Raw genomic sequence first — 13,222 nt, 5'->3', positions numbered from 1 at the left:
TATCCAGTTTGGGTAGCGAACCGCGTAAGATCGCCAATTTCGTCACGATTCTGGCGCACTTTGGCCCACATGGGCCATGTCGTTGGCTGTTATACTGGCGGAGAGGTGAATGGATTGTATAAAGCCGTCATTCGCGGCGTGGGCTCCTACCTGCCGGAGACGCGCCTGACCAATGTCGAAATTGAACAGATGGTGGAGACCTCTGACGAGTGGATTCAGACCCGCACAGGCATTGTCGAGCGGCGAATTGCGCGGCCGGACGAGGCCACCTCGGACTTTGCCTACTTCGCGGCCCAGGCGGCGATCGCCGACGCAAAGCTGGACGCGAAGGACATCGATCTTCTGATTGTCGCCACGGAGACCCCGGACTACCTGCTGCCGCCCGTCGCCTGTCAGGTGCAGGCGAGGCTCGGCTGCCGCAACATCGGCGCGTTTGATCTCCATGCCACGTGCGCCGGCTTTCTGTCTGCGCTTCAGGTGGCGGAACAGTTCGTGAAATCGGGCGTGCACCAGCATGTGCTCATCGTCGGCGCCGATACGCTGTCGCGCTTCACGGACTACACGGACCGCAGCACGTGCATCCTCTTCGCAGACGGTGCCGGCGCGTTTGTCGTGTCGCGTGGCGAGCCAGACGAACCCGGCGGCGTGCTCGCGACCGCGATTCACGCGGATGGCACCTACTTCGAACATCTATACATCCCCGGAGGAGGCAGCCGGACGCCGTACGGCGAGGGTGCGAAGGCCAAAATTGTGATGGACGGGCGGAAGATCTTCAAGCTCGCCGTGAACGTGATGGCAGCCACCGCCGAAGAACTGCTGCAGAAGACCGGACGGCAGAAGGACGAGATCGACTGGCTCATCCCGCACCAGGCCAACCAGCGGATCATCGACGCGGTAGCGGAGAGCCTCGATTTCCCGCCGGAGAAGGTCGTGAGCACCATCCAGAACATCGGCAACAACTCGTCGGCGACGATTCCCATCGCGGTGGACACCGCCATCCGCGATGGGCGTATTCAGCGCGGCGATCTGCTCATGCTGGTGGCGTTCGGCGGCGGCTTAGTGTGGGGCGGCGCGATGGTGGAGTATTGAGTATGAGCGGGGAGCGGCGACAGAGGACGGTCTTCGTTCGCGCGTCGCTCCTCGTTGACTCGTGGGACGTTGCCTCGTGGGAAGGAATGGTCAATCGTGATGCGCTACGAAAAGGGGCAACCAAACCCGGAGACCTTCATCCCCGATAACTGCGAATTCTTTCAAGCGGAGTGGACGAAGAAATTTGTATCCCTTTGACTGGCGCTCAACATCCGCTTGACTGGCGCTCTTGACCAGTTCTAATGCTCATTTTTACAATATCCGATATCTCTTATCTCTCAGTTGAATTCTTTTCATTCACGAGTCGGAGGTGACCGATTTATGAAAGGCTTATGGCGCTTGATGATTCTGAGTCTTGGGACGATGTTAAGTTTGTCACTTACCACCGCGGATTTCGTCTCTGCAAGTGAGATTGCACCGACTCGCGTAATGGCAAAGTCGACGTCCTACCTAACGAAGACGCTCGCGGACGGAAAGGATTTGAAACACGTCTTTAGCGCGAGGTCCGGCCCCTCCTTTAACGCTATCACCGTGGTGTCACAACGTCTCAGCGTCTATCCGGGTGAATACGCCTACGTGACCATCCACACTTCGCCCGGTGCAACGGGAACCATTGAAGTGGATTATAAGACCGGGCCAAGTCACGCTCAGGGACTTGAGCCGAAGACAGCTGACGCGTCTGGAAAAATTACGTGGCGTTGGCGAGTTGGCACACACACTTCCCCAGGCAACTGGCGCGTGGTAATTCGAGTCGGTTCTCAGTCCATCACTCTCATCCTTTCTGTGCATTAGAGGATTCCTCCACCTGATTCCATGCAAGCAGAACACTAGGAAGCTCCGAGCCGTTTTGATCCACCCATTTTATGGCATTCAGAAAGACCAACTCTCCTCGTAACCGATGGGACGTGTGGATCATAGTCGATGGCGTGGCCTTTCCCAGCTTCGGAAATCAGGCGGAGATTGTCGAGATGTCTCGCGCCTTTCAAGCATAGCGTACCGTCCGACTTCCTCCTTTAGAGACGATTCCATAATCCCATGCTCACGCATGTGATGTTGTTGAAGAAAGAGGGCAGAAGGCGACGACTGAAGTAAAACGGCGAGGGTCTAGATCCCTCGCCGTTACGGACTTTCTGGCGCACCCGGCAGGACTCGAACCTGCGCAAGACGCGGTTTAGGAATTCACGGACTCCCGTTCACCTCGTTACACCTTGTGATTGTTGATCCTCTTTCGTCCGCGTCATTTCAAGGATCTTCAGCATCTCGTTCTTAGTCGTATCATATCGTGTCACGCAGTAGGGCAGAAGTTTGGGCAGAAGTCAGGGCAGAAACGGTGCATCGTAGATTTTCGATAACTTCAAGATCAGATTCCGAACGTATGTTTGCTTTTGGCCGTTTCATACGATATCATAGTCTCAAAACTACGTGGGTGCGCTCTCGAAAATCCCAGTCTCGTCATTCTGACACAAGGAGGATTAGAATGAGCAAATCAACAGAGTATTCTCAAAAACGCGTATGGATATCAAACAGAAATAGACAGTTGGAAGATGCTGTTGAGAGCCAATTGCCAGACTGCATCTCCTACTTGCATGTCAACGTAGAACCTGGGAGCAACCCAGATGCCGATGCGCTTGCCAAAGTAATTCAAGATGTAATAATGTGGCGCGAAAAAGTGTATCCAGAAGTGGAGCGTATACGAAAGGGCGAAGTCACTGAATCTAGGGTCGATTGCCCCTATTGTGGTGGAATCATCGTCATTGCCCGCAAAGACCGCACTTATATCTACGAAAAATGTAATAATTGCGGAAAAGAAAGCAAGACTTACGCTCCACTTAGGTAATTGATGACGTCGTAGCCCTGTGGCACGCTGCCGAAAAGTCCGGTTATCCACCGGAAGTCTTACAATCTGCATACGAGTCCCTGATCCGCAGCGTCGGTCTTCGCGACAGCGAATGCACGCGCCTGGCGACTGGCACTGGCCGCCGGCCTTACGTGTGCCCTTTCCGTGGTCCCCGGTTCCGCTACGGCTCGCCCGAGCGTCTGATCGAGACGGCCATTCCCTGGCTGCTTCGGTTCACCGCGCGCCTGCGTCAGGAACATCTTGAGTGGCTTGAGCGAAGGCGCCCCTAAAACACGAACACATGTTTGCATCTCGAACCCAAGCGCGGTATGATTCTCTCAAAAGTCACTCTTCTTTTGGGAGGGAACGTCATGCCCAAAAAGAAGCCGACCATGGTAGTTGAAGACCCCGAACCTCGCATCAACGGTTTCACCGAAGCGGAGTGGCACGAGATCTCCGTTCTCATCGGCGAAGCGATTGAAGCGGAGATCCCGATTCGGATCACCCTCAAGAGCAAGCTTGGAGACAAGGTGCTCGAAGGCGTGCCGTTCGTGAAGGATTCGAGGTTGTATCTGCGTTCAGCAGAAGGATCCTCCGTCCAGGTTCCGCTTGAGCGGATGGCCAAGGTTGAGGAAGCCGTCCGATATTGAAAGGCCCGCAACCGCGCGGGCCTCAATAGACTTCATGATACCTTGTGGCGTATACCAGGTGTCAAAACGGTTTATTCGTCGACATTTATACCACTAATATTTACCAATTTATAATATACTTTATCTTCTTTTGTGTACGGATTGATCTCAATAGTCTCTTCAATTGTAGCTTCGACGTTGTTTGCAGGAATCTTAAACCAAAATTTGTCGCCCACTCTCGCAAGCAAATTTGGACTAAGAACACCTCTATACCGTACTCCTTCATCGCTTATGAACTCAAAACTCGATCTCTCTTTTTCCTTATCAGACAAGACACCAACTAAATTCCCATGTATGTTATATGTCTGCGTCATATTATCAACCTCCATTTCAAGGAATCGAACCACTTTATTAATATCTTCAATACTTAGCGACGCTTCTTTTTCCTCATAAAAAGGTGATCCCCAATTAAGTCATCCGACATCCTCCCTCAATATCGCCGCCTCATGATCATCCATCCTACACCTAACACGACAACTATGAGAAGCAATAGCGCAAACGGCAAATGCCGTGCCAATTGCCAGCCGATGCCCCAACCGAACCCGTGCACCACCGAGCGCCCGAACTCGTGGAGCAGCGGGTGATACGAATAGTGTGCGTAGGAATGATAGTGGTGAAACATGGCCGCTCACCTCAGTCCGTTTTGAGGCCCTTGTCGAAGATCTCTTGCCGGAGTTCCTTCAGCCAATCGGTCTCACTGCCATCCACTTCGAACAATGCATTCGCCGTGTACGGCGGGATGTAGATGTCGTCGGCCTCCAACAGCACGTATCGATCTGAGGGTGACTTTTCTTTCTCGGGCCGCGGATAGAAGTCCGTGCACGAGCGGCCAATGGGCGCGTTTTCACTCGTGCGCTGATAGTACGCCGTGCAGAGACCGTCCCGCCAGTAACGGCAGCTCCCGCAATGCCCCTCTTTGACCTTCCGCAGCGCCGCGTCGCCTCTCAGCACGAACACGTCCGCGCGCTCCATCACAATCAGCGCGCCATTTCGGATCAAGGACTGGATGAGCGTCCGGTCGTTGAAGATGTTCCACTCGACCGGCTCCTCGTCGCTCCACTCCATCTCCTCGTATTCCTCCGCCTCCTCTGGGTCTGCATAGGGCGGCGGTTGCGTGTTGTCGAGGATCAGCACTGGCCCGTACATAATCTTCGAACGGATCCCGACCATCGTCATGTCGTGATGGAGGGGTTTGACGATCTCCAAGCGCATGAGGGCCTTCGTGATCTCGTCGTCCGTGTCGAAGAATGGATAGTCCATGACATAGGTCAGGATCCCCACAGGACAATGCGTCTCCGCTGCCTCGCGATCAAGGAACTTCACCAGATACTCCTTTGTCGGGGCGATTCCTTCTTCAAGCAGCGTCCAGAATTTAGCCTTCCACGCGGTGTCAAAGGTGCCATCTTGAATGCGCTGCATCAAAGCTTCTACGTTAGGCTCCAATTGCCCCATATGTGTTCTCCTCCTTTTGAAGTTTAGCGATGTGTTGCTCGATCTTCTTCCGATAGACGGGATTGACGATCCCGCCGAGAATGAGCTGCGCGTACTCCTCTGACGGTGCGACCTCGAATGGCAGGGGAAGCACAAGCTGATACGTTACCGCTTCTTCCCACATGCCACAGCAGCGCACCTGCACAAGCTTGCGCTGATAGACATACGGCGCGCCTTCGCGTCGATCAAGACGCTTGACCTCACGATCCGGAACCCACCACAACACCCCATGCACCGTGTGCCCGCGCGCTGGGACGATGTTCGCCACGCCGCCGTGCCGAGCCTCGGAGTAGCCGTTGAACGCGAGCCGATGCCCGAACAAGATCGCGTCGTCATAGAGCATTTGGGCGGTGGGACACGTCCGCCGGAAGTCACGTTCGTTCATGCAACTGCCATAGGCGAAGTAGATCATCCGCACCGCCCTCCTTTTACCTCGATTGGAATCTCCATCTTGATTTGAGTCGAGTATACTTCCATCATCCTCTGCTGTCAACATGTGTTTGTTCTTGATAAAAGAGAGGAACCTCGCCTCGCACCCATAGACCCGTCGCGATACGACGCAAACGGTCGCTCCCGAGTGTATCAAGGAGCTGGCGGAAGCGTCCTTCCGCTCCTTCGGCCAGGGCATCCGAGCTATCACCGCGGAACAGCGCCGGAAGACGCTCAGCGCCGGGCATGTGTTTGCGCAGATACGCTGCCTGCATCATCGTGGCGTTCGCCAACTGGATCTGGCGTTGGATGATGATCGGGTCCAATGAGCCATTCGGGTATCGGAATTCCACCGTTGGGACGTTGTGCTCCACGAACTTGGCCGTGTTGACGATCTTGTATCGGTCTTCGTGCCAGCGATAGCCAATCAACTTGCGCGAAGCCGAGAGCGCCGTATCATTGCGGCGCAGTTGACGAAGGTCGCGCAGACGGAGTGGACCTGCGTAACGCAAACCGCGGTGTTCGGTGACGGAGTCACGCTGACTCGCCGCGCCCATCTTGTAGTACTCGTTGCTAAACCAGTACATGTAACGCGCAAGCCGTTGCCAACGGTAGCCTCGGTCGTCGAGGATCGAGTGGCTCATGTGGATGTGGAAGCCGGTATGCCTGTCCGTTCTAGCACCGAGTTGGCGCGCGATCTCGGTGATTTTCCGAAGCGTTTCCCACGTCTCTGGTGTGTCACGAAGTGGCGGTGAGACGATTTCGCCGCCGCCTTCTAGGCTGCCGTCATACTTGACGATCCACCCTGTGTACTCGTCCACTCGGGAGCTATAAGACTGTTGGCTGTGTGTTGTAGAGAATCCATAAGCATAGAGTTCGCGTGCTAATGCGTCGCCATAAACGTTCTCCACTTCGAGCTCGATCCCGAAGGTCAAATCCGACCCATCCAGCACATTCTCCGTCTCGTACTCGCCCAGGCCCTCCAAAGTCGTAGCAGACTCACGCAGAGCCTGCCACCGCGCGTCGTCCCGGCTCATGTACACCCCGTCGTGGCGGTGCAGCTCGTGCCAGGCGTAAAGCGCACGGTCGCGCTCGTTGTCCCACGCGACCTCGCCGTCGACGATGTGCGTGAGGATCGTCGGCGCGGCGGATACGCGGTTCGCGGTCTCCAACGTCATCTCTGCGCTCGACTGCGCTCGCATCGCCTCCGCCACACGCTGACGCTCGGCCTCGGACTGTTCAGCCATGCGCCGTTCGGCGGCGAAGCGGTTGTAGCCCTCCATGTGTCGGCACACCCGATGTCGATGCTGGTGATCCGGGCACGAACACGCGACGGCCACGGCGCCCGTGCGGTCAGTGGTCACGACGTACTCGCGGCCCGACTCGGAGTGCACCTGCACGGCGGCGTCCGCGAAGTGGTGGAACTCGAGCACCTCGTCCTGTTCACGCGTCCTGCTGAACTGGTCTGCGATCATGCCGCTGTACGTTGCAACGGTGGGCTGCCTGCGAATGCGAGCGAGAAACCGGGCCTTCGCGTTCGCAATGGCCATCTCGTTCACGCCGACCATTTCGTCGCGACGACGCGCCCACGACTGACGAATGCGCTCGGCAGTCTGCGCGGAGATCGCAGCAATGAACTCGGCCACGTGCTTAGCGCAGACAGGGCCGGTGCCGCGCGCGACGGACACAGGGTGCGTGAGACGTCTGCTGCAAACGGCGCAGGTGGTCATAAAAAAACCCCTCCTTCATGTAAGGGAGGGGTGGAAGGCAAATGGCGGATGTTTCGTCCCATCAGTTCGCAACAATCTGTCCATCAGGCAGGCGAATGAAGGATTGCAATTTGGCAAGCGCGTCGACGGTGGGGCGAAGCTTGATACGAACCCCTTTCTCTTCAAGATAGGCCGCAACAACCCAAGCATATGCGAGGGCTTCTGCCGCATGTTGTTTTGACCGCAGATGAGGAAAATCAAAGTATCCTCTGCCTCGGCCAGTGACCTGTGCAATAGGAAGTACATCCTTTGTTAAATTTGTCTGGAGTTTCACTTTGATTTCAACCCCGAGGTTTGAATACTCCCAAAGCGGCACCACTTCGCATTCTTGGATTCCAGGTTTTTCACGAAGCCAGGCGTCTATTTTTCGAAACAACTCGGTTGTGTTAAATTGGTATGAATCATACATCATTTAAGTTCACCCCCCTTGATGGGCCGTCGCCTGCTCATATACAGCAGGAATTTTAAAAACGAATGTCTAAATTAGCCTTCTGTATGAAGATGGACAGAATCTTTTTTTGGAAAAGAACATTGGAGAACAACATTGGGAAAACGAAGAACAGCACCAGCGTCAAATATCGTATTACTCAAAATATGGATTTGATTTTACTCGTGACCCCGAGTTGCGTAAGACATACCTCCGTCTTGATCTCCGAAAAGGGATTGAGCCGACAGATTAGTTCGACCCGCGGTTGATGATACGGGCATTGTGCCGCCGCTTCCTGCACATACAGGCATATCAGCCATGCGTAGGCGAGGACTTCCATCTCGTCCATACGTCTTGAGTTCCGCGGGCGTTCCAGTCTTCGCCGAGCTACGATCATGCGAAGACGTTCCGTAGGTTCGGGGCCATTATCAGGCATCAAGTCCACCACAAACTCTTTGTATGGCGTCTGTCGGAAACGGTGATACACGACTTTCCCTAGCACACACCACGAATCCGAAATAGGTTCGCGAGCTTCGATCCAAGCACTGAGGGTATCGAACACAATTTCTGGGTTGAACGGGATTTCAGGTGGCATGTGTGATATCACAAACAAAAAAATCCCCCCTTCACATCAAGGAGGGGTGGAAGGCAAGAAGGGCATTCCATTTTACTAGATGGCATCCGTCTTTCTTACCCTATTCATCAGAACCGCATACATGATATACTCGTCAAAATCCCATAACCAACCGGCCGTCATCATGTCACTGAACGTCTCACGTTTCTCATGGAACCATCCCAAGAATCCCTTGCACCCGTTATAAACACCATGTTGGATAGCGTAGTTGATCGCGTCCAGCGCATTCACGCCATATCGAGATATGAAGTGATTCCGATATGGATGTTCAAAAGCATTGAACAGTTCACAAATCGCCAATAAATACCCGCCTGGTCGAACATTTTCATACAATCGGTCCAGCACCATTCGTGATGCAAGATCAGACAGGTACTGTATTTCTGTGTGAATTTTATGCACTGGATAGCGATGATCTCGCAACCAAACCCTACCGTTCTGCTCTTCGCTGAGCAAATAGGGTGCTACAAGTTGAGTAAACAAGGGAAGAATGATAACCGCATCGAACATTTCATCTACGCTTTGTACGGAACGACGAAATTTCTTTCGGGCTTGCTTGAACGCACGAAGAATCTCTTGCGTATCTCCCTGGGCAAATACTGCTTTGATGGATTCAAGCGTATCATTCCATCCCAAAATGTCCATTTGTATGATATTTGCTTTTTGAAGCAACATGGGTTCCCGGTCTTCAATTGCTCGACGTGTTGCTTCAGCGTCGATGTCGATGAATGTGACAACGACCTCATGCTCGTTGAACACGTGTAAATCGAGATCGTAGCAATTACCGGATCCGACGACTAAGATTCGCTTGATGTCAGAGAGACTTAATAGCTCGCGGATGTATTTGGCTAATATGGAACGGTGTTTTTCCCATCGTGTAAACGTTTCGGCATCTTCTACAAAGGATTTGTTCATGCGCTCATAGAATTCTTGCAGTCTCATCCGTTCTTCCTCGACTAGCTTTTGAACTTCTTCGACAACGCTTCGACATTCTCCAACTATCAAGCCATGGATGCACACGTTTCGCTGCTCAGTCGCCGAAAAAGGGATGATAGTATGATTCGACACGGGCAAATGATTTCCTCCTCTAGGTACGAAACGGCAGGCGGTGCTCATAAAAAATCCCCTCCTTCACATCCAGGAGGGGTGTAAGGCAAAAAGGCTTTCTCACGTCATCCCACGATGATCTCGCCCGACAGCATCAAGAAGGATTCGAGCTTTGCCACCGCAGCGGCCCTGGGATGCAGTGTAGCTTGAATCCCCTTCTCTGCTAGGTACGTTGCGACCAGACACGCATACGCGAGGGCTTCCGCATTGAACCGTCGAAACCGATAGTAAGAAAGGTCAAAATCTCCTCTTCGACACGAGGATTGATAGATGACATGAACGACTTCTTGGTTCTCGCCTGTTTGAAGTCGAACTCCGATATCGATCACAGGGTGGTCATAATATGGTGGTTCATGAATCCACTCGTCTTTCCATACGGGTTCCATCTCGCAAGTTTGGGTTCCAGGGTGACGTCGAATCCAGTCGTCAAGGCGTTGAAAGAGTGCATGGACATCCAATTCATATAGTCCCGATTCATATAGTCCCATGTTTGTATCTCTCCATTATTAAAAGATGGACTTTGATTTGTGGAACGCTTCGAATAGGCTCACCTTTACTTGGATCTGAGTGAAGGGATTGACCCGACAAATTAACGCCACATTGGGGTAGTGATACATGGTTTGCGCTGCGGCCTCTTGCACCCATAGACAGATGTTCCATGCGTAAGCTAGCAGTTCCACTTGGTCAAGCCGCGACGAATTGGATAACGGTCGGAAGGGACGTTTCGCTAGCAAGATCTCTATTGCGTTTTCGATATCCGTTTGTGAGTGAACCTGAACCCAGAATTCTTTGACGGGGGTAGCGCAAAACCGATGGTACGTGACCCTCGGAAGCACGACCCACTCGTCTGGCCGGTGTGGTTGCTGTTCGATCCACGTTCGAATCTGTTGTGCAATGTGCTCGGAGTGGAAACGAATTTCTTCCATCGGATTCTACACCTCACTTGATGGGGTGGATGAATCTCCTCCGCCTAAGTGCGAAACGACAGGCGGTGGAGATTCATAGTCATCGGCGGTTTACCCAAATCGCTCGACAAACGTTGCCCAGTCCATCGTCCCCACATGCACGGTGTCCCGCTGGAGCAAGCGCATGAGCTTCGGGATGCGGCACAAACGCCAATTGTGGAAGTTATAAAGCCAGAGAAAGATGAGGCCCATCTGGTCACGCCAAAACTGCACCGGTTCCTCGTGCTGCTGGAACCCGTCTCGGGTGTAGTCGATCCAGAGACTGTACCCGCGCACCTCGCGGATGTCCGTCCGCCCGCTCTGCGCAAGCTTTCGGTAGGCCCTTTGCCGCTCCCGCATGAATTTTTTGGAGTCCATCCAGTACCACGGCCACCACGAGGATGGCGTGTGATGCAAGACCGCGACGCCATCCTCGACCGTCACAGTGTAATGCCGTGTCAGCCGCATGGATGCGCGTTGTTGCGCGATCGCTCCGCTCTCCTGCAACATCAAACCTCGATCACCTCGCCAGTCCGCCAAATCCACCACGTGCATCCAATGAGAATGAGCAACGTGATCCAGAATCCGTCTTTCGCGAAAGTCGTCATATACGCTTGCGCACGCGGATAGACCAGGCCGAACATCGACAAAACGATCCCGGCATAGATGAGACCGTTGCGTCGCCCGGCCAACGTCTTCGCCCGAAGCACGCGCCGCTTGTCCTCATCGCGCTCGATCTGATCTCGGAAGCGAAGCCACAACTGCGCGCGGTCGGCCTGATATCGCGTTGCCACCTCCGTTGCCTTGGCGAGCTGCACCATCTCTTCGATCTCCCACCGTGAGGCGGCGAGGACAAAAGCTTGCTCAGGTGTGATTCGCAGCCCGCGCCAGCTCTGCGTGATCAGTTGAAACTCGCGGCGCAAAATAGGACTCCGTGCAATCCGCGCCACGTCCTCAAACGCCTCGTCCAGTCGATCCGTCGCTCGGAGGGTCGTAATGACGATGGGAATCGCCTCGCGTACAATCGACTGAAGAAAGCGGTACTTCTGCTTCTTGTATCGCGAGCGGATCCATGTCACCGTCCCTGCGATCGTGCCGCCGAGGCTCACCAGGACCCCGAACAACACTGACTTCTCTGCGAAACTCAGGAGAACAGAAAGGGCCACGAACGCGAATACTGCCATAGGCAGCAAGGCGGACATGCGAATGCCCGCCTCCTGCGCTTCGAACCTCAGGCGTTGCAATGCCTTAAACCGTTGGATCTTGGAGGACGTGTCTTGGTAGCGTTCGCGGATGGACGATAACCACAGCGTTTCCTCGTGCGCGCGGCGCAAGTCGGCTTCGATGAAGAAGCAGAGCATCGCGAGCGCCATCAGGACACCACTCAATTGTCCGATCATGCTTCTGCCCCTCCCCATCACAGGTATACGTAATGCACTTCGGGATTCGTCTGGATCGGGAGTTCAGCGATTGTGTGCCCCAGAAGGTGGGCTTCTTCGGCCATCTGTTCCGTGATGCCGTTGAACACCCAAGCATCCGTGCGCGGATCCCACTTCGCGATGACCACATACGGGATGCGCTGCTCGCGCGGCTCATAGGGCAGAACCTCGGCGATCTCCACCACACGCTTCCCGCCTTTCTCCGGCACCGAGCGCATGCTGATGATGTTGCGCACGCCCATCGTGATGAGATCCCCGACCATCGCCGGAGTGGGCCGAGACTCGTGGCTGGACAAAAGCGCCGCCATGCGCCGGATCGCCGCGCCCGCGTGTGCGAAGCCCGCTACGTGCAATGTCGTGCCCGTTTGGTACGTGACGGTCGCTGCGGCCTGAAAGTACTCCCAGATGACAGGCGTCGTTCGCACCTCGCCGATATAGACGTTGTCGAACATCATCCGCAAGGTGTTGACGATCTGCTGCGCCATCCGCACAGCGCCTCGCCCTTCCGCGTTCGGCGCGCGCTCGTAGAGTCTAGCGGCCCAGGCGCAGAGCGGCTGAAGTTCCGGCATCTCCTCGATGATGCACGAAAGCCTGTCCCGCGGCACCAGCCCAAGCAGTGCGGCCATCAGTGTCGACTTTGAAGAGCCGGTACCGCCGACCACAACAAACGAGCGAGCCAGGCGCTGCATCCACTGGAAGAAGAGCAAGATCAGGTCGTCAAAGGTGTGAAGCGCATGCAGCTCCTCCAAGGTGAAGTTTCGGAGGGGCTTGCGGATGGTGACGATCAGGCAGTCCTTTTCGAGCCGCCTGCCGTCTTCGTCCTCGGGCAGCGTCCACCCCGCCGGGCCGCCGACCACGTGCATGCGGTATCCGTCCGGCAGGATGGCGTCGGTGGACGGGTTCGTCATATCAAAGCGGTAATTCGTCCCGGAGAGCTTCTTCTGCACGAAGGCGTAGACCTCTTCGTTCGTCATGAAGCCTTCCGTGGAGATATGCCGCTTCCCCGCCTTGGTGTAGAACGTGAAGTGGTCTCCATACACCTGGATGTCGGAGACCAGCGGATCGTCGATAAGATGCTGAATTTTCCCATACGAGTACATATCGTTCAGCGCCATCGTGATGACGTACTCGCGGTACTTGGGCGGGATGCCGACTTCACCCGCCACCTTGCCGAGATACGCATACGCCGCGCGGCGGGGCGGGAGATCCCGCCACCATTCCTGCCTCCGGCGAATGGCCTCCATGAGTCGTTTGTGATATTGGTTGACTTCTTCGTAGAACCCTTCCTGGTCTTCCCGCGGATCACCCTTGAGCATCTGTTCCATATGCTGCTGTATTTGTTCGATGTCTCGCACATTGACGGACATGCA

12 protein-coding genes are annotated in these 13,222 nt (G+C 54.7%); 3 read left to right on the top strand and 9 right to left on the bottom strand.

What is annotated here, in order from left to right; genetic code table 11:
• The first annotated feature begins 114 nt into the window (after window positions 1-114).
• From AC27E8_RS05775 to AC27E8_RS05765, 3 genes are all read left to right on the top strand, one after another.
• A complete protein-coding gene (locus AC27E8_RS05775; RefSeq protein WP_487097387.1) occupies window positions 115-1,089 on the top strand; it encodes a beta-ketoacyl-ACP synthase III in 975 nt (324 codons plus the stop codon).
• Between the two features lie 1,477 nt (window positions 1,090-2,566).
• On the top strand, window positions 2,567-2,926 hold the full coding sequence (locus AC27E8_RS05770; RefSeq protein ID WP_487097388.1) for a hypothetical protein: 360 nt from the start codon (window positions 2,567-2,569) through the stop codon (window positions 2,924-2,926).
• A 371-nt stretch (window positions 2,927-3,297) separates the two neighbouring features.
• Window positions 3,298-3,576: a hypothetical protein gene (locus tag AC27E8_RS05765; protein WP_195867081.1), complete on the top strand. Its 279-nt coding sequence runs from the start codon at window positions 3,298-3,300 to the stop codon at window positions 3,574-3,576.
• Window positions 3,577-4,248: 672 nt separating this feature from the next.
• Here the strand turns inward: AC27E8_RS05765 and AC27E8_RS05760 are convergent.
• The 9 genes from AC27E8_RS05760 to AC27E8_RS05720 all read right to left on the bottom strand — a co-directional run bounded on the left by AC27E8_RS05760 (window position 4,249) and on the right by AC27E8_RS05720 (window position 13,219).
• Window positions 4,249-5,067, bottom strand: a complete 819-nt coding sequence (locus AC27E8_RS05760; RefSeq protein ID WP_487097390.1) for a hypothetical protein — start codon at window positions 5,065-5,067, stop codon at window positions 4,249-4,251.
• Entirely contained in the window at window positions 5,048-5,518 is a 471-nt protein-coding gene (locus tag AC27E8_RS05755; RefSeq protein ID WP_487097391.1) for a gamma-glutamylcyclotransferase family protein, read from the bottom strand. The genes AC27E8_RS05760 and AC27E8_RS05755 overlap by 20 nt, the downstream gene beginning before the upstream one ends.
• Before the next feature lie 64 nt (window positions 5,519-5,582).
• Window positions 5,583-7,265: an amidoligase family protein gene (locus AC27E8_RS05750; RefSeq protein ID WP_487097393.1), complete on the bottom strand. Its 1,683-nt coding sequence runs from the start codon at window positions 7,263-7,265 to the stop codon at window positions 5,583-5,585.
• A 61-nt stretch (window positions 7,266-7,326) separates the two neighbouring features.
• Window positions 7,327-7,716 (bottom strand): hypothetical protein, encoded by a 390-nt coding sequence (locus AC27E8_RS05745; protein ID WP_206830170.1) that lies wholly within the window; start codon window positions 7,714-7,716, stop codon window positions 7,327-7,329.
• 685 nt (window positions 7,717-8,401) lie between these two features.
• Entirely contained in the window at window positions 8,402-9,478 is a 1,077-nt protein-coding gene (locus tag AC27E8_RS05740) for a hypothetical protein (protein ID WP_487097394.1), read from the bottom strand.
• A 56-nt stretch (window positions 9,479-9,534) separates the two neighbouring features.
• Complete coding sequence (locus tag AC27E8_RS05735; protein WP_487097396.1) at window positions 9,535-9,957, bottom strand: hypothetical protein; 423 nt, start codon at window positions 9,955-9,957, stop codon at window positions 9,535-9,537.
• Window positions 9,958-10,485: 528 nt separating this feature from the next.
• On the bottom strand, window positions 10,486-10,923 hold the full coding sequence (locus tag AC27E8_RS05730) for a hypothetical protein (RefSeq protein WP_487097445.1): 438 nt from the start codon (window positions 10,921-10,923) through the stop codon (window positions 10,486-10,488).
• Entirely contained in the window at window positions 10,923-11,813 is an 891-nt protein-coding gene (locus AC27E8_RS05725) for a type II secretion system F family protein (protein WP_487097398.1), read from the bottom strand. Before AC27E8_RS05725 ends, AC27E8_RS05730 begins: the two co-directional genes overlap by 1 nt.
• Window positions 11,814-11,830: 17 nt before the next feature.
• A complete protein-coding gene (locus AC27E8_RS05720) occupies window positions 11,831-13,219 on the bottom strand; it encodes a TadA family conjugal transfer-associated ATPase (protein ID WP_487097400.1) in 1,389 nt (462 codons plus the stop codon).
• Window positions 13,220-13,222 lie beyond the last annotated feature (3 nt).

It is taken from the genome of Alicyclobacillus sp. CIJ1 (assembly GCF_057538885.1).
This window is presented reverse-complemented; position numbering and strand designations above follow the sequence as displayed.